The organism is Maridesulfovibrio sp. (assembly GCF_965230075.1).
Classification (GTDB): Bacteria; Desulfobacterota; Desulfovibrionia; order Desulfovibrionales; family Desulfovibrionaceae; genus Maridesulfovibrio.
The window spans coordinates 1,740,647-1,766,814 of record NZ_OZ245945.1 but is presented as its reverse complement, the minus strand read 5'-3'; the positions used below and the strand labels follow the sequence as shown (position 1 = coordinate 1,766,814).

Here is a 26,168-nt window from a genome sequence, read left to right as displayed (position 1 = left end):
AAGGGCCCCAAACGGGCCCCTTTTTTTTATGCATGAACGTAGTTTGCGAGAATGATCGCCATCCCGCATAGAAAGCTGGCAACAATTGCCGGACGCCCGCCAAAAGCCCTGAACTTCTGATTCAGCCCTGCCGCGCGCATTTTCCAGATCATAATACACGGAAGCAGAACCGCGATAACTGTGAATGCTGCCCCTGCATGCGCCAGTGCGGCAATGAAGCCGTCCGGAGCCATTAAAGATGCTATTAGCGGCGGGACAAAGACAATCAGACTGGTCCCGGTGCGCCCCATGCTGTCATCTTTACGCTTGAAGGTTTCGGCAACAAGGTCAAAGAGACTCAATGAAACACCGAAAAAGGATGTTACCAGTGCAAGGGTCGCAAAAACAGAAACAATGGTTTTGACCCAGCCGATTCCACCACTAATCAATTCCACCAAGGCATCAACATTGCTCATTGCTGCCAGTTGAGCCGGGGTTGTACTACCCAGCGACAATAACAGCCAAAGGAGGTAACATAAGCTGGGCACGGCTCCACCAATAACCAGAATACGAATAAGGCCCTTCTTGTCCTCACCGATATAGCTCACAATACTTGGAATACAAACATGGTAACCGAAAGAGGTAATGAGAACCGGAAGAGTAACAAATAAGGCTGCTGGAGTAGGATTCCCCTGAGACAGATAGTTCATATCCATATGACCGCCCAAAGCAACAAAACTAGCCAGCATTGCAACGATCATACCAATGAAAAGAAACTTATTTGCCTGAACCACAAAATGGGTTCCAGCGACAAGCACAACAATACTTATAGCCGTAAATATGGCAGTCCCCATACGCGCATCAAGCCCTGTTGCGTTGGAAACAAGCCCTCCCAGACCGCTTAAATAAGCGACAATCAGACAATATAATAAAAAGAATACACTCCCGGTACCTATCAATTGCCCGGTGCGTCCGAGAATTTTACGGGTCATGTAGTTAAAATTAACTCCCTTCCCAAACTCCAGATTGATTTCCAGAAGCATCAAAGCGGAGTAAGAAGCCACAATCCACATAAACACGAGCGCACTTGCCCCGGTAGCAAAACCTAAACTCCCAAGGGTAATAGGCAGGCCGAGCATACCTGCACCAATAGAGGTTCCGGCAACCACACTAATGGCACCGATCATCTTAGTATTCAAAACAATCTCCTTAAAAAATGAAACAAAGAAAGCCCCGCATTCCACAAGGAAAGCAGGTAAAAAGCCGATTATGGCTATGAACAGAATATATGCAGACGGGTAGAAACAAGCACGCAGGACTAAGAACGGAGTATGAATCTAAACCAGAAATTAAAAAGACGGACTGTTGCCGTCATCCCCTTACGGGAAACCATACTCTTATCGCAATAATTTGCAATATATTTAAGAATAGCAAAATTTAATGATGCAAATTTTAATAAATAATCAATAGCAACCGAATTACAGACTAAAAAAGGGAATCCCCAAAAGAACTCCCGTTAATAAAAACATTAACCAAACATAAAAAATCAAAGCAAGTTATCTAAACCCAGATTCTATTTGCCATAAATGAAATCTTCATCATCTTTATTCTGCTCCATAAGAAGCGCAGCTATCCGCTGGTAACGTTCATTCATTTTTTTAAACAAAGACAGCTCACTCTTAAAATCATCACCCAATTCATTAACCCGCTGCTCAAAGAGCTCAACAGCAAAATCGTAAAGCTGAATATCCTGACTGTTATACTCTTTGATAACAGCAAGTTCTTCCTCGGTTACTTTGCTCCGCTTCTTCCTAACATTATGCTTTTCATACAAAATATTCTCAAGATTCATCATCCTTTTCAGCATCAGCAGGCTTTCGTCAAAACGTTCAGTAAGCCCAAAAAGGTGCAATCTCTGCAAGTTCTCCATTGCCCGCTCAAGCATGCTTCTACCGTCATCAACAGCACCGCAAAGAGATCGGGTCATTAAATTCTTACCTCTATATATAAGCTCAGGGCGCTGGCTGCTGACATATTCGGTCAATGAAACTTTCTCATCATTCAAATAACGGTAAAGATGATTATCCGGCCAGGTCCGCAAAAAGTTATATTCCGAAATGACCCGCGCAACAGGATCGCGAAGAAATGTAAATGCATATTTGCCCAAAAAACCGGAGAAAAACTCATCGAAATCATGAACAAAAATATGCCCTTGAACAAGCTGGATACGGTCCAGTTCTTCAGCACTGATATTCTTTAAGAACTCATTCTCTTCTTTGGTGTATACAGAACAAATTGATTCTTCGGGAAATCTGGCTGCAAAGATGTGGTTTAATGTCGTTCCCGCAGTTTTGGGAATATGCAAAAAAAAGAATGGGCTATGCAAAACAACTCCTCAGCTCACTTAAAAGGCATTCCTTAACGACTGCCAAAATTAACAAAACCAACCCACAAGATCAATTCACAGAAAATGATCATAAAAAAAGCGGGAACGGCCTAAACCGTCCCCGCTTAAATAAGCAATCTGAAAGTATCTGAAACTATGCAGCTTCAGCTTCTTCCACATCATCTTCAATTTTGCTGGGGCCGAATCCGAGAAGGATGGGGCTGGCAACAAAGATTGAAGAATAAGTACCGACACCGACACCGATGAGCAGTGCAAGGGCGAAATCGTGGATAACGCCGCCGCCCAGAGCAAACAGAGCCGCAACAACCAGCAGGGTTGTGCCGGAAGTAAGAATGGTTCTGCTGAGGGTCTGGTTGATACTGATGTTGATGGTATCAGCAAGGCAATCGCTGATCTTGCCGAGCAGGTTCTCACGGATACGGTCAAAAACGATGATGGTATCGTTAAGGGAGTAACCGATGATGGTCAGCAGGGCTGCGATGATGGTCAGGTCAAACTCCTTGCCGAGCAGGGAAAAAATACCCACAGTGATCATAATATCATGGATAAGTGCCACAATAGCACCCAAAGCATAGTTCAACTTCAGATACCAGCACAATCCAATAGTAATGAACAGCGCGCCGAAGATGAGTACGGTGGTCGACATACCGAGCATCTGCAGCAGAGTGATCCCGCCGAAGAGACCACCGGCCATGATTGCTGCGGCAAACCAACGCTGCTCAAAACGACCGGAGATGTAGATGGCAATCAGCAGAACTGCAAAGTACAGAGCTTCAAGAGCCTTTGTACGCAGGTCAGCACCTACTTTAGGGCCAACCATTTCCAGACGCTGAATTTCAAATCCGGTACCATCCATACCGGATTCAAGTCCGGTGGAGATTCTATCCCTTACTTCGGAGGAACTGATATCGGATGAAGAAGTCCTGAGCAGGATCTCATTATCATCATCATGGCCGAAGCTCTGAACAACCAGTCCGGGAAGCTTGGCTTCCTTGAGAGCACCTTTAACGGCCTTCACTTCTACTTGTTTATCAAACTTAACCTGAACCACAATACCGCCGGCAAAGTCGATGCCGTACTTGGGGCCGCCGTTCATGATCAGTGAGCCGAGTCCGAGGAGAATCAGCACAGCGGAAATAACGAACGCCTTGGCCTTGAATCCGATAAAATCGATCTTGGTATCGGGTTTAATTATCTGCAATCCCATTTATTCACTCTCCTTAAATGTTCAGCGGCGCATCAGCGGCACGCTTGGAGGTGTAAAGATCAAACAAGATGCGGGTCACGAAAATAGCGGTGAACATGGAGGTAATAATACCCAGAGTAAGAGTTACCGCAAAACCGCGCACCGGCCCGGTACCGAACTGGTAAAGAATAACCGCAGCGATCACAGTGGTGATGTTTGCATCCAGAATGGTCAGGGTCGCTCTGCTGTAGCCTTCAACAATAGCGGCCTTGGCAGTGAGCCCCCTTCTGAGTTCTTCACGTATTCGTTCAAAAATGATGACGTTCGCATCAACAGCCATACCGATGGTCAGGATGATACCTGCGATACCGGGAAGGGTCAGGGTTGCGCCGAAAGCTGCAAGACCAGCGAGGATCAGGACAACGTTAAGCACCAGCACCACGTCAGCAACAAAACCGGCAAAGCCGTAGTATATGAGCATGAACACGAGCACGAGCGCACTACCTACAACAGCAGCGGAAATGCCCTTATCAATGGATTCCTGTCCCAAGGAAGGACCAACTGTTCTCTGCTCAAGGATTTTAACCGGAGCAGGCAGTGAACCTGCGCGAAGGACAATGGCGAGGTCGTGAGCTTCTTCAGTAGTGTAACTACCGGTAATGGAAGCGCGTCCACCTGCAATCTTATCCTGAATGGTCGGTGCGGAATAAACTTTTCCGTCCAGAACGATAGCCATGCGTTTCTTGATGTTCTCACCGGTGACGCGTTCGAAGATTCTTGCGCCCCTGCTATTGAAGTTCAGAGTGACGTAAGGCTGGTTGAACTGGTCAAAACGGGTCTGGGCATCGGTGATGTATTCACCGGTCAGCATAGCGTCTTTTTTAAGAACAATGGGCTTTTCAACGTAAGAACCGTCGGGGAGTCTGTGCATGATGATAGTGAGTTCACGACCAGGGGCAACAATGCCCTTCTGCGCTTTTTCAATGTCAGCAACTTCATCCACGAGTTTGAACTCGAGGTGAGCGGTCTTACCGATGATTTTGATAGCTCTTTCGGGATCCTGCATACCGGGCAGCTGCACCTGAATGCGATTGCCCTGCTGCTTACGGATATCCGGCTCCGCCACACCGAACTGGTCAATACGGTTGCGGATGGTCTTAATTGCCTGATCCATAGTCAGCTTGGTCAGGTACTTTTTGTATTCCGGAGTGGGAGCAAAAACGTAAGTGACTTTGCCGTCAGGCTGCACTGCAGTACTGAGGATGGTCAGGTTGCCGAAGGTGTCTTTAACAAGCTTTTCCAGCTTGTCCTTCTGGGCTTCCTTAAGAAGAACCGCTTCGATTCTCTCACCCTTGAGCACTTTAGGCTTCAAAACAATTACACCTTCCTCACGGGCAACGGCCTTAAGGTCATCTCCCATACGAGCAAGGTTGTTATCCATGGCTTTATCCATATCAACACCAAGTGTGAGGTGGATACCGCCCTTAAGGTCAAGTCCCAAACTGATTTTGTCATCAGGCAGGAAGCGAGCCATTCCCGAATTCTGAACACCAGGCAGTGAAGGAAGGAGGTAAGCAACTCCAAGCACAACAACAAGCAGGGTCAGGACTATTTTCCAACGAAGACTCCCGTTCATCTCCTCTCCCTTTATAAATTCAACTAGGATAGGTTACAAAAACACTAAAAAGGCAAGCACTTACGGACTTATCCGAAAAGTGACTTGCCTTATAGGCTTCACTATACAAAAAGATTACTTATCTTTCTTTTCTTCTTTTTTCACAGGGTTGGCGAGGTTGGAAACAAAAGATCTCTCAACCTTGACCTGCATGCCTTCAGCAAGCTCAACGGTCAGCTCATCGCCATCCACAGCAGTTACTCTGCCGTAGATACCGCCTGCGGTAAGAACACGGTCGCCCCTCTGGATTGCATCCAGCATAGCTTTGTGCTCTTTAGCTTTTTTCTGCTGCGGTCTGATGAGCAGAAAATAGAAAATTGCAAACATGAGGATGAGGGGGAGAAAAGAACCAAGTGCGCCCATAGGCCCGCCCTGAGCCTGCTGTCCGGCTGCACCCATCGCGTGTGCGACATCTGCAAAAAACATTACGTCCTCCTGAAAAGACTGTGTACGAATAAAACAATCCGCCTATTACACGGGAACATACATATTCCCGTACGGGCGGTGTGACCGAGGCAGAAGCTTCATAAAGTCTGAAGCCATTATGCTTGCCGCATCCACACCGATTTCCTCTGAATAATCCCGGACAATCTCGGCTATTGCCTCAAGATCGCCTTTATCCACGGGTTCAACCTTTATTTCATGGCCGACCATATCTTCGGGAACATCTCCGCGCACGTAGATCACTCCACCGTGCATCCCGGTTCCCAAGGACATTCCCGCGACGGGAGCATCTGGTTTACCAGAAAACATGCCAAGAAGTAAAATCACTCCTCCGGCCATATATTCGCCAAGAAAATCACCGGCCTTACCGCCGATAACAATCACTGGCTGCTGATCCATATAAGACTTCATATGGATTCCTACCCGATACCCGACATCGCCCTGAACGTAAATAGTCCCGCCGCGCATTGCGTATCCCAGAACATCCCCGGCGAGTCCCTTGATAACGATCCTGCCGTCATCCATGGTGTTTCCGGTGCCGTCCTGCACATTGCCGTTCACAACTATTCTCGGCCCCTTCATAAAAGAAGCCATGTCCTGACCGGGCGTGCCGTTGACTGTGAAAGTCAAATTCCCTTTAAGGGCTGTAGCTATGTACCTTTGTCCAACAACATTGTCGAGAACGAATTCATCAATTCCGTTGCGAACATTTTCCCGTACGATCTCATTGAGTCTGCGGTAGTCCATATCCGTAGCATCTATCTTAAATGATCCTGCCATATCAGCACCCGTCCGCCTGAACTATTACCGGTTCTCCGGCTTTGGGCATCCAGATCGCATCAAGATCGGGACAAACCAACCGGATAGCGCTTTCCTCACTGGACATGAACACCCGGTCATCCTTCTGGGCTACTACAAGGGGCCGCAACTTGATACGGTCATTCAACCCCCAAAGGCTGTCGGAATCCGCCACCAAAATGGCAAACGGACCATTTAACATTGCACTTGCGTATGTGGTTCTAAGTGCGCTGTAAAGCTTTTTCTCCGGCTCATCCATTTTTTCGATTTCCTCCCAGAAAGGAGGTGCAAAAACAGACGAAGCCAGTTTTCGGCTCAAACCGTGCTTACGTACCAATAAATCAATTAAATATGCAACAACTTCCGTATCGGTATCCATGGTACATTCATACCCATGGGTACAAAGGTACCGCCTGTTGATACCATATGAAGAGATTTCCCCGTTATGCACAATGGACCAGTCCAGAATGGTAAACGGGTGCGCTCCACCCCACCAGCCCGGAGTATTGGTCGGAAACCTGTTATGTCCGGTCCAGATATAAGCCGCGTATTCATCCAGCCTATAAAACTCCGCGATATCTTCCGGGTAGCCAACGCCCTTAAAAGCGCCCATATTTTTACCACTGGAAAGAACAAACGCGCCCGGAACCTCTTTATTAATCTTCATGACCACGCCGACAATATAATCGGATTCACTCCCACCGCTGAAATGAGACTGGGTCCGCAACTCTTTAGGGTAAACAAAATAGCGCCAGACAACAGGCGGGTCCGGGATGGTCAGAACTTTCCTCGTCCTGATGGGTTCGGCCTCGTAAATATCAAAGAATCTTTTGATGATCACTTCAGCCTTATCAAGTGCCTGCTGGTCATCGCAGAGTAGTTGCAGGCAATATTTATCGGCCAGTTCCGGATAAATACCATAGGCCGCAAAGCCGCCGCCCAACCCGTTACCCCGATCATGCATACAAGCCATGGCCCGGATAGGAATATCACCGGGAATGCATTCACGGCTCTTGCTGATTACACCGAACACACCGCAACCGGATATGTCCTTCTCAAAATCATGATAATTTTCTGGTGCTTTCATATGATGCCTCCGGCGGGCTACTCTGAATCCGGGTTCCATGCTTTGTTGAAAAATTCATCCGGCCACATGAGAACGTCCGGTTCACCTTCACTCAAACGCTTTCTTGTATGTGCGTCCACTTTGAATTTGAACTTGATAAACGAAGTATACATACCTGCAAAATCAATATCCCCTACCAACACATAGCCGACAAGCCGATCTATTTTGAACACCAGCTTACGGTAACTCTGCTTGCGTTCATCAAAGAAAGTATAGATTTCATAATCAGAATTCTCAGCATCGGGATTGACCTCACCTACAGATATTGTGGGCAAGCCGAAAAAGCTGATCGAACTCATGGACATGGTTCCGGGATATGCGGATTTATTTCCAGCCATATTTCGTCCGGCATAGTACCCCTGAGTATAGGCATTGGACCAGATCGGAACGACTTTATCTTTATCAAAAATCACATCCCGGGCCTGCGCCACATCCCCTGCAGCGTATATGCCTTCTTCACCGGTAAACATGTTGTCATCCACTACAACGCCCTTATCAACTTCGATTCCTGCCTGCTCTGCAAGCTCAGTGTTGGAAACCACACCGATAGCGATAACAATGGCATCAGCTTCAAGAAAACTTTTATCATCCAGCAGGATTCCACGCAGTTTACCCTGCTTATCACGCACAATTTCCTTAGCGCTCACCCCACAACGGATCAGCATTCCGGCCTCTTCAACCCGCTTGCCAATTAACCCGGCAGCTTCGTCGTCATAAGCGAGCGGCAGGATGCGTTCCCGCTCCTCAATTACAGCAACCTCCACTCCCCTATTGTACAATGACTCCGCAGCCTTAATACCGATTAAACCACCGCCGATAACAACCGCCCGCTTTAAATCTTTAACCGATTCAATCAAACGGTAGGCATCCTTTGCAGCGGTAAAATTATATACGTCGTCTCCTTCAAGTCCTTTAACCTGAGGAACATATGGCTTCCCGCCTGTAGCAATGAGAAGCTTTTCAAACGAAATATGTTCACCTTCGCAAGTCTGTAACTCCTGAGATTCGAGATCTATCCTATCAATATATGTAGCCAGCTTGAGGGTTACATTCTTGCCCTTGTAATAGTCATCAGGCCGCATGGACAGCCGTTCCGGACTTATCCTCCCGGCAAGTAAATAAGAGGTCAGCGGCTTGCCATAGGCAGCAGTATTCTCGGCCCCAATCACTGTAATCAGGGTTTTGCGGTCATATTTCCTGATACCGTCAATGGCTCCAAGCGAAGCAATGCCGTTACCGATGATCACGTATGCCATGGCTACCTCTCCTCATATTTTAAAGCCCGGTTAGGACAGGCTTCCACGCAGGCCGGACCGTTCTTTCTACCCGCGCAAAGATCACACTTGATAATCATATTATTATACTTGTCACGCTGGATAGCCCCGTACGGACAAGCCATAATACAGGACCAGCAGCCCACGCATTTATCAGCATCGTACATTGTGATTCCGGTTTCATCATCTTTGCTCAAGGCCCCGGAAATACAAACCGGTACACATTCCGGTTCCTCGCAATGCCTGCAACTGATGGCAACACACACTTCATCATCTTCAATTAACCGTTTGCGAGCGACTAATCCCTTGGCTCGCTCTTCCTTATACGCAAGGATAAGATCATGTGATTTGGAATGGGCAGCGAGGCAGCCCAGCACACACAGCCCACACCCGATGCACAACTCCCTGTCAGGATAAATACGTTTCATATTTTACTTACCGTCCCGCATGTTTCACACCCAGAATCTGCATTTCAGCATCAGTCAGCCCTACAGCTCTCAACTTATCCCTGTTACCACGCAAACTTTCAATTGAGTTAAGCCCCATGCCGCCGAGCATTTCCTCAATCTCATGGGACCAGCCGCGCACAAGGTTAACCAGCCGTTCCGCAGCAACTTCCGGATTCTGTCGCTTGGCCAGTCTCTTATCATTGGTAGCGATACCCCACGGACATTTTCCTGTGTAACAACGTCCACAAAGGGTACAGCCCACGGCAATCAGAGCTGCAGTACCGATATTGACCGCATCCGCACCAAGAGCAATGGCCTTGATGACATCTCCACTGCAGCGGAATCCACCCCCGGCAATAATCGAAGCCTTGGAACGGATACCCTCATCACGCAGCCGCTGGTCCACGCTGGCAAGAGCCAACTCAATGGGAATCCCCACATTGTCGCGGGTCATGGCCGGAGCCGCACCGGTTCCGCCCTTCATACCATCAAGGGTCAGGATATCCGCCCCTGCACGGACCACGCCGGACGCGATGGCCGCAACATTATGCACTGCCGCGATCTTAACCGCCACTGGAACCCGATATTCTGTGGCTTCCTTAAGCGCGAAAATAAGTTGCAACAGATCTTCAATGGAATAAATATCGTGATGAGGTGCGGGTGAAATTGCATCTGAACCCGGTGGGATCATACGGGTTTCGGAAATCATACCGTTAATTTTCTCACCCGGCAGGTGTCCACCGATTCCTGGCTTTGCCCCCTGTCCGACCTTAATTTCAATAGCTATTCCGGCATTCAAATAATCGCTATGTACGCCAAAACGCCCGGAAGCCACCTGCACAATAGTCCATTGCCCGTATTCGTAAAGCGACTTGTGCAGCCCTCCTTCCCCGGTATTGTAAACCGTACCGAGTTCCTTGGCTGCCATAGCCATTGCCGCATGCAGGTTGTAATTAATAGCTCCGAATGACATACCTGCAAAGGTGATCGGAGTAGCCAATTCTATCTGAGGGGTCTGCTCGGTTTTAAGTTTCGGATTACCGTCCGGGTCAAATTCAACTTCAACCTTATCCGGCTTGGCACCGAGGAAGGTTTTCAATTCCATTGGTTCACGCAAGGGATCAATGGATGGATTGGTTACCTGACTGGCATCAAGCAGCAGACGGTCCCAGTAAACAGGAATATCCACCGGGCTGCCCATGCCTGCCAGCAGCACACCCCCACTCTCGGCCTGATTATAAATATTGCGCGCAAACTCAGGACGCCAAGTAGCATTGGGCCGAAAATCAGACTCATTCAGCTTGATGGTCAATGCCGCAGTGGGACACAAAGCCGCACAACGGTGGCAGCCTACGCACTTACGATTATCATGGGTTACTTTTTCACGTGCGTCGTCCCAGAAATGCGCTTCATAAGAGCACTGTTTGATACAGACCTTACAGTCGATGCACAGGTCCGGGTCACGCACAATGCGAAATTCATGGAACGTACTGGCAAATTTTCTGAAAAGCACTTTATTGCCTCACTTTACTTAACAACAGGCCAAAAATTTAAATGCCTTGCTGGTGAGTAACCATCATAAAAGGCTTCGCCGAGATTGGAAAATTTCACTTTATTTCTCCAACTGATCTTTTTGGCATATCTATCACCGGTAAGAAAGCAGCGACGGCTGTTTTTATTACCTACCCATGGTTTGTTGTATTTTTTTAGCTTGCCGATAAATGGCCAGAAACCTTTCTTTTCATCATAGGCTTTTCTCTGGGCTTGGAGAAGTAATTTCTGTTTGCCCCTATCATTTCCCTTATGGAAATAAAAAAATGCCGCACCGTTACGGATCATTCGTTTGTTTACAAAGACATCATCCACATAGACCCAGCCGATTATACGCTTATAACGATCTGTCCCTTTCCCGGCATATTCAATGCGCACCCGCTTGCCGAGGATCAACTTGTTCAACATGGATTTCGCCTGCTGGGCATAGTACTGATCAGGTTTGCCATCCCGCCCTATTTCCGGGGTATCAATCCCGGCAATACGCACATGCTTGTTATTAGCGAGAATGAAGGTGTCGCCGTCTATTACATAACGAACTTTAGCTTCGAACGCTGATACAGTTGCCGCACTGAATAACAGGCTGCAAAACAACAAAAAGAAAACGGGGCCCTTGAGGACCCCGCTTCGTGACTTGATTATTTTAATTTTTCCTTTCGGCATCTAGTTCCTTTTATTGTGCCCAATGGATCAGTCCAAGAGAATGAGGATCAAGCAGGAGTTCATGCTTGGGCAGGATACGCACGGTATAACCGAACCTTCCGGCCTCATGAGGCATAACCTCGCCCTGATAGACATGCCAGCCTCCACCCATATCTTCTTCCGGAGTCATAACCACGGTGTTGCGGCGGGCGAACTTGCCATCCTGACCTACAGGTCCGGCATAGATTTCCACCTGAACATTATCCGGGGTCAATCCGTTGAGAAAGACCTCTGCAGTAATAATGATCGGTTCCTCAACATAAACATCGGTATGAGTTTCTGAACGAATGTTGCGAACCTTCAGGCTGGACCACTTGGTCATCACTTCCATTCTCCATGCTGCCAGATCCTTGGCACCCTGGAAGTCATCCTTATGCATGGTGGCGTAGTTACTGTATGCAGGCTGATAAGCCTTTTCAGTGTAATCTTCCACCATACGGTTAGCATTGAATTCCGGTCCCAGAATTCGTAGCGCCTTCTTGACCTTGGCAATCCAGCTGCGGGGAAGGCTGCCGTGGCCTCGGTCATAGAATTCGGGAATTATGTCATTTTCAAGTACTTTGTAAAGAGTCTGACTCTCTACAAAATCCTGATATTCATGGTCATTGTAGTCTTCGCCACGACCAATTGCCCAGCCGAGGCTGTTATCGGGCAGATAGGCTTCATCCCACCAGCCGTCCGGGGTGCTGAACTGGAGCACACCGTTTGCCATGGCTTTCATGCCGCTGGTACCGCAGGCCTCAAGAGGACGTCTCGGAGTATTCAGCCAGACATCACAACCTTGAACCATGTAATCGGCAATTTTCATGTCATAGTCTTCAAGAAAGACAAGACTCATGCGGCATTCTTCACGACGGCAGAACTGAATAAGATCCTGAATGAGTTTCTTACCTTCGTTATCCTGCGGGTGTGCCTTACCGGCAAAAATAAACTGCACAGGCTGCTTGGAATCGGAAATTATCTTGAGCAGACGTTCTTTATCCTTAAACAGCAATCCGGCACGCTTATAAGTGGCAAATCTGCGCGCAAAACCGATGGTCAAAGCGCGAGGATCAAGCACTTCATCCGCAAGCTCGATTTCCTTGCGTCTCGCACCGATATTCATAAGCTGTCGGCGTAGACGTTTACGCACGAAGTCCACCAACCGTTCCCTGAGCCGCTCATGGGTACGCCAAAGCTCAGCATCGGGAATATTATCGGTCTGTCTCCAAACCTTTGCGCAATCCGGGTCCTCACGCCAGTTGGGGCCAAGATAACGATCAAAGAGCAAAGAGAAATCAGTTGCAACCCATGTCGGCATATGCACGCCGTTGGTAATAGCGCCAATAGGAACATCTTCCACCGGATACTGCGGCCAGACCTTCTGCCACATATTACGAGAAACATGTCCGTGAAGCTTGGATACACCATTGTTAAAACGGGAAAGCTTCAAAGCCAGCACGGTCATGCAAAATTGTTCCGCATCATCACGGGGGTCTTCCCTGCCGAGAGACAGAAAAACTTTGTACGCAAGTCCCATGGTCTGGGCATATGGTTCAAAGTAAGGACGCATCAGGTCTGCCGGAAAACGGTCGTTACCCGCCGGGACCGGGGTGTGCGTGGTAAAAATACTCGAAGAGGCAACCATTTCCATAGCCGCTTCAAAGGAGAGACCGTGCTCAGTCATAAAAATACGGATACGTTCCAGCCCTGCAAAAGCGGAATGTCCTTCATTCATATGAATAACACTCGGCTCGAGGCCAAGAGCGGCAAGAGCCTTAACGCCGCCGATGCCAAGCAGGATTTCCTGCCAAAGGCGCATTTCAAGATCACCACCATACAAACGTGCAGTGATTGCCCTGAAATTAGCCGGGTTCTCCGGGATATTTGTATCAAGCAGGTAAAGTGTTACGCGTCCGACCTCTACGTACCAGACTTTTACATGAAGAGGCTGACCTTTCATATCCAGAGAAAACATCACGTCCTTGCCGTCTTTATCCTTTGCCGCCTTGATGGACATTTCCTCGAAATCATGGCTGGGGTACCTTTCCTGCTGCCAGCCGTCCTGAGTCATATACTGACGGAAGTAGCCGTGCTGATAGCAAAGACCGATCCCAATCAAAGGAATGTTCAGGTCACTTGCTGACTTGAGATGATCACCTGCAAGAATACCGAGACCACCGGAATAAATAGGCAGACTGAGGCCGATACCGTATTCAAAACTGAAATAGGCTACGACAGGCTGGTCTTTCTTGGCACCGTCAAATTTGTAGGAGCAACCTTCACGTGCAAGGTAATTTCTCTGCACCTTGGCGGCTTCCTTGAGACGCTGCACAAAAAAATCATCGTTAGCCAATTCCTCAAGCTGCTGCTGAGGCAGGCTGTTCAGAAACTTCACAGGGTTCTGCTGGCAATCCCGCCAGAGGACCTGATCAATGGAAGAAAAGATACTGGCAATGTCGCTGTTCCAGACAAAAAGAAAGTTATATGCCAAGTCCCAAAGCTCTTTCAGCTGACTGGGCAGACGTGGAACGACGCTATAAACGCGAAGCGGCTGCATAGTTATCTCCTTGAATATTGATTCGAAACGGGGTGATTGGTCGAATATATCAGAAACCCCGAACCTTTTACACTCATTTTTATTATTTGCCTTATTCAGGTTAACTTTTCAAGACAGTTTAGCAATAATCTGGATAGAAAGTTGACACATTAGCCTTACAAGAGCATTCTGCCTCTTCAAAATATCACTTGTTCAAGGATAGAAAGATGAATCCCACCCAATCCAATCCAGTTGAAGTAAAAGTAAAATTCCTCAGTGAGACAGCCAGCGAAGGCGGTCTGGACTACGCGACCCCCAACTCCGCCGGAGTGGACCTGCGTGCCTGTATTGAAGAGGATTTCGTGGAAATTGAAGCAGGCGGCAGGTACGCCTTCCCCGCCGGAATCGCCATTGAAATCACTTCTCCGGGTATTGCCGGGTTTATTTATTCCCGCAGCGGACTGGGCACCAAAGACGGCCTGACCGTCAGTCAGGGAGTCGGAGTAATCGACCCTGACTACCGTGGAGAGATCAAAGTTTCCCTACTCAACACATCGGGAGAGAAGCGACGAATTGAGCGTGGACAGCGCATTGCACAGCTCGTTTTCATGCCCTACTGCCATGCCCGGCTGACTCCCAGCGAAGAACTTTCCGACACAACCAGAGGTGCCGGAGGATTCGGGCATACAGGAAAAAAGTAATCTCCACTGATATAAAATAATACCATGAGTAAACACGATACACTTGTAGCCGCCGAACAGAAATCCATCTGCAACACCTACGGCAGATATCCCGTAAACGTTAGCAAAGCTAAAGGTTCCAGACTGTGGGACCTTGAAGGTAAAGAATACATAGACCTACTTTCCGGCATTTCCGTGGTCAACATCGGCCACTGCCGCGACGACCTCGCGGACATCATGGCTGAACAGGCCCGCAAACTGGTTCAGGTCAGCAACCTTTTCTATCAGGAAGAACAGGTCGAACTAGCTGAAAAGCTCCTCGCCACTTGCGATGCTGACAGAGTATTCTTCGCCAACTCCGGTGCAGAAGCCAATGAAGCAGCCATCAAGCTGGCCAGAAGATACATGCGCACCGTAAAAGAAAGGGACGCCTTCGAAATCATCACCCTTGAGGGTTCCTTTCACGGACGGACCATGGCTACCTTGACCGCCACCGGGCAGACCGGCCCCATTAAAGACGGCTTCGCTCCCCTGCCCGAAGGATTCAAATACGTCCCCGCAGGCGATGCTGAAGCCCTCAAATCCGCCATCACTGAGAAGACCGCTGCGGTCATGATCGAGATGGTACAGGGTGAAGGCGGTATCAAGCCCCTGCCCGAGGAGTACGTCAAGGCAGTAACCGAACTGGTCAAAGAAAATGACATTCTGCTCATCGTTGATGAAGTACAGTCCGGCCTGTGCAGGACAGGCAAATGGTGGGCACACCAGCATTACGGAGTGACCCCGCACATTTTCACTTCCGCCAAGGCCCTTGCCAATGGACTGCCCATGGGCGCCATGCTAGCAACCGAGGAAGTCGCCAAGGGTTTCACTCCCGGCAGCCACGCCACCACCTTTGGCGGAGGCGCACTGGTTTCCAAAGTCGCATCCAAGGTCATCGATATTATGACCGAGGACAAACTTGATGAACGCGCAGCCGAACTGGGAGATTTCTTCAAAGCCGAGGCTGGCAAATTGCAGGAAAAATTCCCCGGCAAAATCAAATCTGTTCGCGGACTCGGTCTGATGCTCGGCGTGGAACTGAACTTTGACGGCAGTGAAATCTTCACCGCCCTGCGCGAAAAAGGTTTTATATTGAACCTGACTAAGGGAACAATACTCAGACTGCTCCCTGCTCTGACCATTGATAAAAAAGACCTCGTTGCATTTCTCAATGCGCTTGAGGGATTGCTTGCCGAGCAGGCATAGCTTGACCAACAAGCCATACGGGCTTATCTTTAATCTATGGATGATATTGCACTTGCCACACCAGTACAAGGCGGTGTTCAGGACACCAGCATTGAGCCTTGGCAGCCATCTGGAAGACTGGCTGAAATGCCGGACGCAGTTCCGGACTCTATTGATGCGTCCACTTTGCATCTGCATACAGATGAACAGCAAAAAGTTGTGGATCAGGCAATACACAGCCTGACCGGCAAGGGTAATCTCATTGACCGTATTGTCTAAAACATACGATTCTTCCCTGCTCGACGGGGATTAAGCAAATAAACATAAAATGCTCAGGTACTCGGTGGAGTATCTGGGCATTTTCATGTACTGCTATCTCGAAAACACTGACCATTAATTAAACAATCAAACCAGATCTCAATATAAGGAACACCAATGCCTAAACTGCTTAGAATTCAATTCACTCTTTCCGAGCTTGAAAGCGATGAATGTCAGGTTTACCTCGGCACACGTGTAGCTCACGGCTGGGAGGAAAAGCCACTTGATGACGATTCCATTTTTTACACCATCCATCTGGAAGACCATCCTCTGGGCATGGAAATCGTGGAAGAGATCAAAAAACGCTGGCCTAACGCCGGATGCGTGGGCGAAGAAATCGAAGACGAGAACTGGGGACTTGCATGGAAGGATTATTTCGAACCCGTAACCTGCGGACAATTCGAAATCCTGCCCCCGTGGCTGCTAGAAAAGAAAACCGAAGGCAAGGACCACATCATCATTGAACCTAAAATGGCTTTCGGCACAGGCAGCCACCCCACCACTGCTCTTTGCCTTGAATTGATCAGCAAACTGGCTGAAGAAGGGAAACTGAATGCGGATATGGAATTTTTCGATCTCGGTACCGGTTCCGCGATCCTCGCCATTGCCCTTGCCAAGCTCGGCCTGAAAGGTGTCGGTGTAGACATTGATCCGCAGTCCATCGTCTGTGCACAAGAAAACATCGATAACAACAATGTAGGCGGCATCATCCTTTCCGTAGGCAGTGCCGATTCCATTGACCCGAAACTCAAATACGAGCTGGTGGTTGCAAACATCCTTTCCGGACCACTCATCGAGCTTTGCCCTGATGTCACTGCACGCCTGAAAGATAATTCCATCCTGATCCTTTCCGGTATCCTTGTGGAACAGGCCGAGAAAGTAGCAGCAACCTACATTGAAGCAGGACTGCCCGCCCCGGAAATCTTCACCATTGGTGAATGGGCCGGACTCCTCTGGCGCGATGTCAGTGCAGACTAATTTGATGCGCTTCGCGCTTTTTGATTAAAAGATATAGCCTCCGGCGGCTTAAACCCTTTTTGAAAAAAGGGTTTAAGAATCCCAAAAACTTTTACTAATGCTTCGCATCTTTACTTAAAATGAATCGTGAAGATATTCTACTTAATTATTACAAAGCCCTTTCCGAAAGGCTGGGGCCTTGCCATTGGTGGCCGGGTGAAAGCCCGTTCGAGATTGCCGTGGGAGCCATTTTGGTCCAGAATACCAACTGGACTAACGTGGAAAAGGCCATCAATAACCTGAAGGAGAACGACGGATTAACTCCACAAGGCTTACGTAAATTCTCCATGGACGAGTTGCAGGAGCTGATCCGGCCTTCGGGATTTTTCCGTATGAAGGCGGTAAGACTCAATAATTTCCTCGATTTCCTTGACGAGAATTCAGCAACGTGTATCACGGACTTGGAAGAAGTAGAGACCTTTGAACTGCGCGAGAAACTGTTGGCAGTCAACGGAATCGGACCAGAGACAGCAGATTCCATTCTGCTCTATGCATTGAACAAACCTGTATTCGTGGTAGATGCCTACACACGCAGGATTTTCAACCGCCACATGCTGATCCATGAGGACATCGACTATCATGAATTGCAGGATTATTTCATGGATGTGCTTGATCCCGACGTAGAAATGTACAATGAATACCACGCGTTGATTGTACGCGCAGCCAAACATTGGTGCAAAAAATCAAACCCTGACTGCGAAAACTGCCCTCTGGGTAAATTTCTGGAAAACTGATTTCAGCCTATGTCCCGAATACTTACCAAAACATCCCTGATCATCGTGACTTTAGCATTGCTGTTGCTTTGCGGTGCTATGCCCGCTTCTGCGGACTCCACGGTAAACAGGCTTAAGGAAGAAATTCAGGACACCAGGCAGACCGTTAAAGCTCAGAAACAGGAACTGCTCAAACTTACCCGTGAAGAACGTTCAATGTTCGGGGAACTTGCTGCCATTGAGGATCGCATCAGTGATGTGGAGCGTGAGCTTTTCCGTCAGGAAGACGACCTCGCGGGCATCATGGAAGATGAACAGGCAGCCAAGGCGGACCAGCGCGTTCTTGAAGATGAACTGGCAGAAATAGTTGATAAGCTGAAAACCATGCTGACCAAGCTCTGGCCTGTCCATTCGCGCAAGCTTGAGAATAGGTTCGGATCATTGGATGACTGGGAAAAGGCTGACCGTAATTTCGTCTGGCTGGCTTCACTCTATAATGACACCAAAGTTGAATTAGACAAGGCACAGGAAAAAGCAGACCAAATCGCCGCCAACCTTGAAATCCAGAAAGATTTGCGTCTGAAAGCGCAATCCAAGCTTTCAGAAATCAACAGCACCAAAGATGGATTACTCAAGGATAAACTCAGCCTGCTGGCCGGAATCAAATCCATCCGCGCCCTGAAAATCAGCAGAGAGCAGGAACTGAAAGGTCTCCTTGAAACAATCAACAAACTGAATTACAGACTGAAAAGCCTGACAAGCAAAAAAATTGCCAATTTTAAAGGGTCCTTACCCCGCCCATGCGAGGGGGATACCAAGGTCCGGTTCAAGCCTTCCGCCAAACCGCCTGTACGCGGTATCGGAATCCAGACCACCGGAAATGTTGATGTTAAATCAATCTTCTGGGGAAAAGTCGTGCACAACGACACCCTCAGGGGATTTGGGCGGGTTGTGATTATTTATCACGGCTACAACTACTACTCCCTTTACGCCTACCTGGCCGAAAGTTTCGTTAAAACCGGGCAGGAGGTTGAAAAGGATGAAATTATCGGTAAAACAGGGTATTACCCTAACTTGAAAGAAACGGGACTCTATTTTGAATTGCGTTTCCATCAGAAACCCGTTAACCCGCAAAAATGGCTTGCCCGAAACTAATGTACAATAACTTGAGCAAGATACAGCACCCACCACGCTGGAGGAACACATGAGAAAAACCTTGTGGATGATTGCGATCATCTCTCTTTTCGTAGTCTCCGTTGCACCGGAACCGACACAAGCCGTTGATGAAAACCGTTTTGAACCCCTGCGCAGATTTTCGCAGGTATTAGATCTGGTGGAACATAATTACGTTAACGACATCTCCCGCAAAGAACTAGTTGATGACGCAGTAAAGGGCATGCTCGAACAGCTTGACCCGCACTCCACTTTTCTTTCCACTGATGATTTCAAGGAAATGCAGGAATCCACCAGCGGTGAATTCAGCGGCATCGGTATTGAGATCAGCATGGAAAAAGGTCGCCTGACTGTTATTTCCCCCATTGAGGACACTCCTGCTTACAAGGCTGGACTCAAAGCTGGTGATATCATTCTTGAAATTGACGGTGAATCCACCCAGTCCATTTCCCTTATGGAAGCCGTAGGCAAAATCAGGGGTAAACGCGGCACTGATGTTATCCTGACCATCCTGCACAAAGATGCCAACAAACCTGAAAAAATAACCATCACCCGCGACACCATTCCCATCATCAGCGCAAAGAGCCAAGAACTGGAAGACGGTATCCTCTACCTGCGACTGACAAGATTCAATGAAAACACTACTCGTGAAATGCATAAGGCACTTCGCGAATACAAGAAAAAACATACCCTCAAAGGTGTGATACTTGACCTGCGCAACAACCCCGGCGGACTGCTCACACAGGCAGTATCCGTTGCTGACACCTTCATTAACGACGGTCTGATCGTCTACATTGAAGGCCGCAACAAAGCCAGCCGCAAGGATTTCATGGCAGGAGAACAGGCCACTGACGTGCATGTGCCCATCGTGACCCTGATCAACGCAGGTTCCGCATCAGCTTCCGAAATCGTAGCCGGAGCACTCAAGGATCATGACCGTGCCCTGCTGCTCGGTGAGCGCACCTTCGGTAAGGGTTCCGTACAGACCATTATTCCCATGGCTGACGGTTCCGGTATCAAACTGACCACCGCCCTTTATTACACTCCCAGCGGCCGCTCCATTCAGGCCGAGGGAATTGATCCCGATATCATCTACCCCTTTGTTCCCCCGGTGGAAGACAAAGATAAAGATGACCGCTTCATCCTGCGTGAAAAAGACCTCAGCCGTCACCTTGAAAACAACGGCAAAGACAAAAAAGACGCCATGGTACAGGATGACAAAGCCAAAAAAATGCTTGAAAGGGACAACCAGCTCAGACTGGCCCTGCAGATGGTGAAACAGCTTCCCCGCCTGAAAGAAATCAAGTAACATTAAGGTTTAAAAAAGTGGATCAAAACAGCTCCGAACAAAACAAACAGCCCGAAATCCCGGAAACCAAACCGGGATTTCGGGCTCATCTTTCCAAGCCTCTCACTATTGGTGCCCTGACTGTTGTCTTTGCGGCAGCCTTATGCCTGATAATTGCTCTGGTCGTTGCACCTTCACCGGAAAGCAATGCTTCCAAGAATCCCTCCGATGAAAATCAGGCTCTCGCTGAGCAGACAACTTCTCCCCAGCTCTACGAAGAGCCCATGGAAGGCGACCTTGATGATCTGGTCAAACAAATCGACTTAAGCCTGATCAATACCCTCAAAGCCGCCAAAATCTCCATGAGCGATCTGCGGCTGGAAGATGTATCCCTGAAAAAACATCAGGGACGCGATTACCACTTCCAGCAACTCAGCTTTCCCGTAGCAGGCGATAAAAAGGCATTCCTTGCCGACATTGAGAAGGGACTGGAATACACTGCGCTTAACGCCAGCCTGCACGAAGTTGCAACGGACAAATGGCTGATCAGCATCAACGGTGTCCCCACTCACAAATTTTCCATCTTTACCCCGGTAGTAAAGACACAGAAACCAGCTCCGGTTAAACTTGATCCCAATGCTCCCAAGCTGGCTATCGTAATTGATGACATGGGAGAGGATCTCAGGCTCGCCAAAGGGTTAGCCGCACTGGATGCAAAAATTACTTTTTCCATCTGGCCCAACAGTTCCCATGTGAAGAAGACTATCGCCATCGCCAGAAAAAGCGGCAATGAAATCATGGTCCACCTGCCCATGCAGCCTAAAGGTTATCCCAAAGTCAACCCCGGTGCTGATGCCCTGCTGGTAGGTATGAATGCAGACAAAATCAGCCAGATAACCCTTGCAGCTATATCCAAAGTACCCGGTGCCACCGGACTGAACAACCACATGGGCTCAAGCTTCACGGAAAACTACAGCGGTATGCTTGTTGCCCTGAAACAGTTGCACAAAAAGCACCTGTTCTTCCTCGACAGCCGCACAACCCCCAAAAGTGCGGGACGCCGAGCCGCCTCCAAAGCTGGTGTAACCTTTTATGAACGCAACATATTCCTTGATAACGTCAAGGATGTTGGTGCTATTAAATACCAGCTTTCCAAGGCAGCCAAAATCGCCCGCAAAAAAGGACAAGCCATTGCTATCGGACATCCGAACCACGAGACTCTCAAAGCCATCCGCCAATGGGTTGCTGAAAACAAAGGTAAAATCAGGATTGTTCCGGTAAGTTCGTTGCGCCCCAACAGCTAAGCCCGGTGCCATACAGCTATTGCAGGATTGCCATGCAGCCGGGATTTAAATCTGCGGCTAAATCTATAATTATAAAAAATAATTTTGATCCTGTCTTGACTTAAGTGTCATTTTAAGGGCAGATTCTTTTTATTAAATAATTTTTCAATAAAGGGTTGTATCAGGATGAAAAAAATCCTCCTATTTCTCGTACTTCTGTTCATGGTGACGGTCCCCGTCATTCACTCCGCCCAGACTTACACAGTCTCTATTTCCCAGATTGTAGAACATCCCTCCCTCGATGCCATGAGGGACGGTTTTAAGGATAGACTCAAAGAAGCCGGTTTCGACGTAATTTACAATGAGCATATTGCTCAGGGTAATCAGGCTACCAACATTCAGATCGCTAACCAGATCAAGGGTGAAAATCCCGATCTGGTCCTGACCATTACCACCCCGTCTTCACAGGCCGTAGCCCAGAAGATCAAGGATATCCCCGTACTCTTCACCGGAGTTACTGACCCCGTAGCTGCTGGTCTGGTAAAAAGCCTCATGCTGCCTGGGAAGAACATATCCGGCATGACTGACATGAGTCCGGTTCTGCGTCAGGTTGAGCTAATTAAAGAATTTATGCCCGATGTTAAAACCATCGGTACCATCTACAATGCAGGCGAAGCCAACTCCATCGTGCTGACCAACCTGCTCAAGGAAATCTGCAAGGATTTCGGAATCAAAGTAGAAGAAGCATCCATTGCCAACTCCAGCGGCGTTTATCAGGCTGCTAAGAGTCTTGTAGGTAAATGTGAAGCAATCTACATCCCGCTGGACAACACCGTTGTTTCCGGCCTTGAAGCAGCTATCAAGGTCTGCCGCCAGAACAAGCTGCCTATATTCTCCGCAGACACCGATTCCGTTGAACGCGGAACCGTGGCTGCGCTGGCTGTCGACTACTACCGCATGGGTCTGCAGACTGCAGACATGGCTGCCCGCATTCTCGGCGGCAAAGCCAAGCCTGCAGACATGCCAGTCGAAACACTTCAGAACCTACGCCTCTTCGTAAACGAAAAAGCAGCAGCTAAAATGGGAGTGAAAATTCCTACACAAGTTATGAATCGGGCCGACAAGGTTATTAAGTAAACACTTGCACGACATAAAAATTTAAAAGGCGCGGAAAGTTCCGCGCCTTTTTTTATGAAAACTATTTTGCAAACAGCTCTTTTAGTTTTTCATAATCATTTCCGTAATTCGCCAGTCCAAGTATGAGCAGCAATCTGGCTTTATGTCCTTTAAGATTTCCGGCAAGAATACAGCCGTTATCAGACAATGTCTTCCCACCTCCCGGACCGCCGTAAATCGGCTCAACCGAACCGAAATAAACAGAGGAAGAAATCACCACTGCTACCTTTTTGCTTAGCCCGTATTTAATGGCCTCATAAACATCCTTATTCACATTTCCTGCTCCAACACCATCAATTACCAGCCCCTTTGCACCGGAATCAACAGCATGGCGCACAAGCGAACCATCCGCACCAGCATACATTGATATATAAACTACCTTCGGCAACTTTGCGGGCAAAGGCAGATGCCGCCGATGCACCCGCTCATTAATACGGTAAATTTTTTTTCCAGAAATATATCCCAAATACCCTTTTTCGCCAGACATAAAGGTCTGCATGTTTGTTGTCTGGGTCTTACGCACCGTCCGTGCAGAATTGATGTATCTGTTCAGGGTGACAGTTACACCCCAATTCCGGGCATCAGCAGATGCAGCCTGAATCACGGCATTCATAAGATTTCCGGGACCGTCAGGATCAGCACTGGAAGCATCATTCATGGCTCCGGTAAATACCACCGGCTTATTGCTTCTAGTCGTCAAATCCAGAAAGTACGCACCTTCGGCCATGGTATCCGTTCCATGAGTCACAACAACACCGTCAACATCCTTATCAGCCAACAGCTCATTAACCTTTTGGCTTAACTCCGCCCAGATTTGCGGACTCATCTGGGAACTATCAATATTGCATAATTGATGAACACTTATCTCGGCAACAACAGCCAACCCTGGGACAGCAGCAACCAGTTCTTTCCCGGATACAGCTGGAACCGCTCCCCCAGTATGGGAATCTGTCTTCTCAGCAATGGTTCCTCCGGTGGAGACAACAGCAATACGGGGCAACTCTAACTTCAATCCATCTCCGGCCCATGCCAAGGGCAGAAACAGAAGAACACTTAGGATACAAAACGTAATTCCAATCCAAACACAGTTAAAACTCCTTCTGCCCGCATATGCTCTACTCAAATTCATGTTTGCTCTCCTTCATTCAGCAACTACATTTCAACCGGAACTTAATTCAATGTAATCCAATTAAACAATCTTTGCATCAGCTCAGAAACAAAGCTTGATTCTCATTTAAAATTAACCCTTATTTACCCTTGTAAAACCGCTGGATTTTGATTTACATAATGCCCCGACGGATTGCAGCGGACAATTCTTCACAACCGCTTATAATATCATCCATAGACATTATTTCGTCTTTTTACGTAACTTTTTCATTTCGGGCCGCCGGAGGCGGCATATACTCATGATCAGTTTATATGCATTTATGGGAGCTATTGAGCAGGGGACTGCTTTCGGGCTCATGGTACTAGGTGTGTACCTGACATTTCGGGTGCTGGACTTTCCTGACCTTACTGTAGACGGCAGTCTGCCGCTTGGGGCTGCTGTATCGGCGGTTGCCATCAGCAATGGCTATCATCCGCTTGCGGGCATGGCCATGGCTGTAGGGGCCGGATTTATTGCCGGGGCAGTAACCGGAATCCTGAACACAAAGTTCAAAATACTGCACCTGCTGGCTTCCATTCTGACCATGATCTCCCTTTACTCAATAAATATCCGCATTATGGGCCGGCCGAACATGACCCTGCTTGGCGAAGACACCCTCATTGACCAGTTTATTGAACTTAGCGGACTGGCACCCCACTTTTCCACTCCCATTCTTTTCGCACTCATTTCCGGTGCAGCCTTGCTTGCATTGATCTGGTTCCTGAAAACATCTTTCGGACTGGCAATGCTCGCCACCGGAGACAACCCCAAAATGATTACCAGCCTCGGCGTTAACCGCGATATGATGATCATCTTCGGTGTCGGCCTTTCAAACGGTATGGTCGCCCTCTCCGGCGCTCTGGTAGCTCAGAACCAAGGAGCAGCTGACGTCAACATGGGTATCGGTACCATCATCGCGGGCCTTGCTTCAGTTATCATCGGGGAAACCCTTTTCGGCAAACCCAATGTTACACGGGCTATGCTTTCCGCCCTGCTCGGCTCCATTGTCTACCGCATCGCCATCGCGCTGGCTCTTGGCGTACGTTTGGGCGACTTCGCATTCACTCCCAGTGACCTGAACCTCGTGACCGCAGCGCTGGTCGTTGTGGCTCTGGTCTCCCCGCAGATTAAGAGCGGACTGCTCAAAAGGAGGGCTGCATAATGCTTAAAGTTGTAAAAGCAGCCAAGACCTTCAATCCGGACAGCGTCAATGAAGTACAGGCTCTGCGCGGAATTGACCTCACTGTTAATGCCGGAGAATTCATTACCGTTATCGGCTCCAACGGGGCCGGAAAATCAACTTTTCTGAACTCAATTGCCGGAACCTTCATGCTCAGCAGTGGCTCCATTTCCATTGCAGGTAAAGATGTTACCCGCTGGCCGGAACACAAACGTGCCGCCAATCTGGGTCGCGTATTTCAGGACCCGTTGCTTGGCACTTGCGGCTCACTTTCCATTGAGCAGAACATGGCGCTGGCCCTCAAACGAGGCAAACGCAGAGGGCTGGGTTTGGGCGTAAAAGCACGTGACCGGGAGCTGTTTCAAGAACAGCTTGCGACTCTCGGACTTGGGCTTGAAAACAGACTTGCGGATAAGGTTGGACTGCTGTCCGGTGGACAAAGACAGGCTTTAACCATGCTTATGGCAACAATGACAAGGCCGGACATTTTGTTACTGGACGAGCATACAGCCGCGCTTGACCCCAAGACAGGACGCAAAATTCTTGATATAACCGACGCCGTTGTGCGCCGTGACAACCTGACCACGCTTATGGTTACCCATAACATGAATCAGGCCATCAACATGGGCGATAGATTGATCATGTTCCATCAGGGCATGATAATTCTGGATATTTCCGGGAAGGAGAAGAAGGGGCTGAAGGTAGAAGATCTACTTGATCGATTCTACTCCCTTCGCGGCGAGGATGTTGCCACGGACAGGATGCTTTTTTCCTAATCGCAGCAGCATGAACTTCCCGATTCAGGGTAAAACCTGAGAAATGCGAAAATCCGCAAAAAAGAATACACTTGGAGGACT

General features: G+C 48.5%; 24 protein-coding genes. 11 read left to right on the top strand and 13 right to left on the bottom strand.

Going from position 1 to position 26,168, the window contains the following annotated elements; translation table 11 throughout:
* Positions 1 to 26: 26 nt before the first annotated feature.
* The 12 genes from ACO05Z_RS07985 to glgP form a co-directional block, all read right to left on the bottom strand.
* Complete coding sequence (locus tag ACO05Z_RS07985; protein ID WP_421901635.1) at positions 27 to 1,178, bottom strand: amino acid permease; 1,152 nt, start codon at positions 1,176 to 1,178, stop codon at positions 27 to 29.
* Between the two features lie 374 nt (positions 1,179 to 1,552).
* Positions 1,553 to 2,365, bottom strand: a complete 813-nt coding sequence (locus tag ACO05Z_RS07980) for a sulfotransferase family 2 domain-containing protein (RefSeq protein WP_421901634.1) — start codon at positions 2,363 to 2,365, stop codon at positions 1,553 to 1,555.
* A gap of 154 nt (positions 2,366 to 2,519) precedes the next feature.
* Complete coding sequence (secF, locus tag ACO05Z_RS07975; RefSeq protein WP_421901633.1) at positions 2,520 to 3,593, bottom strand: protein translocase subunit SecF; 1,074 nt, start codon at positions 3,591 to 3,593, stop codon at positions 2,520 to 2,522.
* A 13-nt stretch (positions 3,594 to 3,606) separates the two neighbouring features.
* Positions 3,607 to 5,208: a protein translocase subunit SecD gene (secD, locus tag ACO05Z_RS07970; protein WP_421901632.1), complete on the bottom strand. Its 1,602-nt coding sequence runs from the start codon at positions 5,206 to 5,208 to the stop codon at positions 3,607 to 3,609.
* A gap of 114 nt (positions 5,209 to 5,322) precedes the next feature.
* Positions 5,323 to 5,673 (bottom strand): preprotein translocase subunit YajC, encoded by a 351-nt coding sequence (gene yajC, locus ACO05Z_RS07965; protein ID WP_015851513.1) that lies wholly within the window; start codon positions 5,671 to 5,673, stop codon positions 5,323 to 5,325.
* A 45-nt stretch (positions 5,674 to 5,718) separates the two neighbouring features.
* Entirely contained in the window at positions 5,719 to 6,471 is a 753-nt protein-coding gene (locus ACO05Z_RS07960) for a hypothetical protein (RefSeq protein ID WP_421901631.1), read from the bottom strand.
* 1 nt (position 6,472) lies between these two features.
* Complete coding sequence (locus ACO05Z_RS07955; RefSeq protein ID WP_421901630.1) at positions 6,473 to 7,576, bottom strand: class II glutamine amidotransferase; 1,104 nt, start codon at positions 7,574 to 7,576, stop codon at positions 6,473 to 6,475.
* Positions 7,577 to 7,593: 17 nt separating this feature from the next.
* Positions 7,594 to 8,871, bottom strand: a complete 1,278-nt coding sequence (locus ACO05Z_RS07950; protein WP_421901629.1) for an NAD(P)/FAD-dependent oxidoreductase — start codon at positions 8,869 to 8,871, stop codon at positions 7,594 to 7,596.
* A gap of 2 nt (positions 8,872 to 8,873) precedes the next feature.
* Complete coding sequence (locus tag ACO05Z_RS07945) at positions 8,874 to 9,317, bottom strand: 4Fe-4S dicluster domain-containing protein (protein ID WP_421901628.1); 444 nt, start codon at positions 9,315 to 9,317, stop codon at positions 8,874 to 8,876.
* A 7-nt stretch (positions 9,318 to 9,324) separates the two neighbouring features.
* Positions 9,325 to 10,851, bottom strand: coding sequence for a glutamate synthase-related protein (locus ACO05Z_RS07940; RefSeq protein WP_421901627.1), 1,527 nt, complete (start codon positions 10,849 to 10,851; stop codon positions 9,325 to 9,327).
* Positions 10,852 to 10,865: 14 nt separating this feature from the next.
* Positions 10,866 to 11,552, bottom strand: coding sequence for a thermonuclease family protein (locus ACO05Z_RS07935; protein WP_421901626.1), 687 nt, complete (start codon positions 11,550 to 11,552; stop codon positions 10,866 to 10,868).
* A gap of 10 nt (positions 11,553 to 11,562) precedes the next feature.
* Complete coding sequence (gene glgP / locus ACO05Z_RS07930) at positions 11,563 to 14,130, bottom strand: alpha-glucan family phosphorylase (RefSeq protein WP_421901625.1); 2,568 nt, start codon at positions 14,128 to 14,130, stop codon at positions 11,563 to 11,565.
* Positions 14,131 to 14,336: 206 nt separating this feature from the next.
* Here glgP and dut point away from each other — a divergent pair, with 206 nt between their 5' ends.
* The 9 genes from dut (at position 14,337) to ACO05Z_RS07885 (ending at position 22,945) form a co-directional block, all read left to right on the top strand.
* Entirely contained in the window at positions 14,337 to 14,810 is a 474-nt protein-coding gene (gene dut / locus ACO05Z_RS07925) for a dUTP diphosphatase (RefSeq protein WP_421901624.1), read from the top strand.
* Between the two features lie 24 nt (positions 14,811 to 14,834).
* Positions 14,835 to 16,037, top strand: coding sequence for an aspartate aminotransferase family protein (locus ACO05Z_RS07920; protein ID WP_421901623.1), 1,203 nt, complete (start codon positions 14,835 to 14,837; stop codon positions 16,035 to 16,037).
* A 36-nt stretch (positions 16,038 to 16,073) separates the two neighbouring features.
* A complete protein-coding gene (locus ACO05Z_RS07915; protein WP_421901622.1) occupies positions 16,074 to 16,295 on the top strand; it encodes a hypothetical protein in 222 nt (73 codons plus the stop codon).
* A gap of 156 nt (positions 16,296 to 16,451) precedes the next feature.
* Complete coding sequence (locus ACO05Z_RS07910; RefSeq protein WP_421901621.1) at positions 16,452 to 17,312, top strand: 50S ribosomal protein L11 methyltransferase; 861 nt, start codon at positions 16,452 to 16,454, stop codon at positions 17,310 to 17,312.
* A 119-nt stretch (positions 17,313 to 17,431) separates the two neighbouring features.
* A complete protein-coding gene (locus tag ACO05Z_RS07905) occupies positions 17,432 to 18,085 on the top strand; it encodes an endonuclease III domain-containing protein (protein ID WP_421901620.1) in 654 nt (217 codons plus the stop codon).
* Between the two features lie 9 nt (positions 18,086 to 18,094).
* The gene (locus ACO05Z_RS07900) at positions 18,095 to 19,219 is read left to right on the top strand and encodes a murein hydrolase activator EnvC family protein (RefSeq protein WP_421901619.1); all 1,125 of its coding nucleotides are present in this window, start codon (positions 18,095 to 18,097) and stop codon (positions 19,217 to 19,219) included.
* A gap of 49 nt (positions 19,220 to 19,268) precedes the next feature.
* The gene (locus ACO05Z_RS07895; protein WP_421901618.1) at positions 19,269 to 20,546 is read left to right on the top strand and encodes a S41 family peptidase; all 1,278 of its coding nucleotides are present in this window, start codon (positions 19,269 to 19,271) and stop codon (positions 20,544 to 20,546) included.
* A gap of 17 nt (positions 20,547 to 20,563) precedes the next feature.
* The gene (locus ACO05Z_RS07890) at positions 20,564 to 21,829 is read left to right on the top strand and encodes a divergent polysaccharide deacetylase family protein (RefSeq protein WP_421901617.1); all 1,266 of its coding nucleotides are present in this window, start codon (positions 20,564 to 20,566) and stop codon (positions 21,827 to 21,829) included.
* Positions 21,830 to 21,994: 165 nt separating this feature from the next.
* A complete protein-coding gene (locus ACO05Z_RS07885; protein ID WP_421901616.1) occupies positions 21,995 to 22,945 on the top strand; it encodes an ABC transporter substrate-binding protein in 951 nt (316 codons plus the stop codon).
* Between the two features lie 61 nt (positions 22,946 to 23,006).
* On the opposite strand, the gene ACO05Z_RS07880 is transcribed toward ACO05Z_RS07885, so the two are convergent.
* Positions 23,007 to 23,996 (bottom strand): asparaginase, encoded by a 990-nt coding sequence (locus tag ACO05Z_RS07880; protein ID WP_421901615.1) that lies wholly within the window; start codon positions 23,994 to 23,996, stop codon positions 23,007 to 23,009.
* A 394-nt stretch (positions 23,997 to 24,390) separates the two neighbouring features.
* Between ACO05Z_RS07880 and ACO05Z_RS07875 the strand changes: the two genes are divergently transcribed.
* Together ACO05Z_RS07875 and ACO05Z_RS07870 are read left to right on the top strand one after the other, a co-directional pair.
* Positions 24,391 to 25,293, top strand: a complete 903-nt coding sequence (locus tag ACO05Z_RS07875) for an ABC transporter permease (RefSeq protein ID WP_421901614.1) — start codon at positions 24,391 to 24,393, stop codon at positions 25,291 to 25,293.
* Positions 25,293 to 26,087: an ABC transporter ATP-binding protein gene (locus tag ACO05Z_RS07870; protein WP_421901613.1), complete on the top strand. Its 795-nt coding sequence runs from the start codon at positions 25,293 to 25,295 to the stop codon at positions 26,085 to 26,087. The genes ACO05Z_RS07875 and ACO05Z_RS07870 overlap by 1 nt, the downstream gene beginning before the upstream one ends.
* Positions 26,088 to 26,168 lie beyond the last annotated feature (81 nt).

What these genes read in the sequence shown, in the direction of transcription:
- secF (WP_421901633.1), bottom strand. Translation starts at nt 3,593, where the DNA reads ATGGGATTGCAGATAATTAAACCCGATACCAAGATCGATTTTATCGGA.
- secD (WP_421901632.1), bottom strand. Translation starts at nt 5,208, where the DNA reads ATGAACGGGAGTCTTCGTTGGAAAATAGTCCTGACCCTGCTTGTTGTT.
- yajC (WP_015851513.1), bottom strand. Translation starts at nt 5,673, where the DNA reads ATGTTTTTTGCAGATGTCGCACACGCGATGGGTGCAGCCGGACAGCAG.
- ACO05Z_RS07960 (WP_421901631.1), bottom strand. Translation starts at nt 6,471, where the DNA reads ATGGCAGGATCATTTAAGATAGATGCTACGGATATGGACTACCGCAGA.
- ACO05Z_RS07955 (WP_421901630.1), bottom strand. Translation starts at nt 7,576, where the DNA reads ATGAAAGCACCAGAAAATTATCATGATTTTGAGAAGGACATATCCGGT.
- ACO05Z_RS07950 (WP_421901629.1), bottom strand. Translation starts at nt 8,871, where the DNA reads ATGGCATACGTGATCATCGGTAACGGCATTGCTTCGCTTGGAGCCATT.
- ACO05Z_RS07945 (WP_421901628.1), bottom strand. Translation starts at nt 9,317, where the DNA reads ATGAAACGTATTTATCCTGACAGGGAGTTGTGCATCGGGTGTGGGCTG.
- ACO05Z_RS07935 (WP_421901626.1), bottom strand. Translation starts at nt 11,552, where the DNA reads ATGCCGAAAGGAAAAATTAAAATAATCAAGTCACGAAGCGGGGTCCTC.
- glgP (WP_421901625.1), bottom strand. Translation starts at nt 14,130, where the DNA reads ATGCAGCCGCTTCGCGTTTATAGCGTCGTTCCACGTCTGCCCAGTCAG.
- dut (WP_421901624.1), top strand. Translation starts at nt 14,337, where the DNA reads ATGAATCCCACCCAATCCAATCCAGTTGAAGTAAAAGTAAAATTCCTC.
- ACO05Z_RS07920 (WP_421901623.1), top strand. Translation starts at nt 14,835, where the DNA reads ATGAGTAAACACGATACACTTGTAGCCGCCGAACAGAAATCCATCTGC.
- ACO05Z_RS07915 (WP_421901622.1), top strand. Translation starts at nt 16,074, where the DNA reads ATGGATGATATTGCACTTGCCACACCAGTACAAGGCGGTGTTCAGGAC.
- ACO05Z_RS07910 (WP_421901621.1), top strand. Translation starts at nt 16,452, where the DNA reads ATGCCTAAACTGCTTAGAATTCAATTCACTCTTTCCGAGCTTGAAAGC.
- ACO05Z_RS07905 (WP_421901620.1), top strand. Translation starts at nt 17,432, where the DNA reads ATGAATCGTGAAGATATTCTACTTAATTATTACAAAGCCCTTTCCGAA.
- ACO05Z_RS07900 (WP_421901619.1), top strand. Translation starts at nt 18,095, where the DNA reads ATGTCCCGAATACTTACCAAAACATCCCTGATCATCGTGACTTTAGCA.
- ACO05Z_RS07895 (WP_421901618.1), top strand. Translation starts at nt 19,269, where the DNA reads ATGAGAAAAACCTTGTGGATGATTGCGATCATCTCTCTTTTCGTAGTC.
- ACO05Z_RS07885 (WP_421901616.1), top strand. Translation starts at nt 21,995, where the DNA reads ATGAAAAAAATCCTCCTATTTCTCGTACTTCTGTTCATGGTGACGGTC.
- ACO05Z_RS07875 (WP_421901614.1), top strand. Translation starts at nt 24,391, where the DNA reads ATGATCAGTTTATATGCATTTATGGGAGCTATTGAGCAGGGGACTGCT.
- ACO05Z_RS07870 (WP_421901613.1), top strand. Translation starts at nt 25,293, where the DNA reads ATGCTTAAAGTTGTAAAAGCAGCCAAGACCTTCAATCCGGACAGCGTC.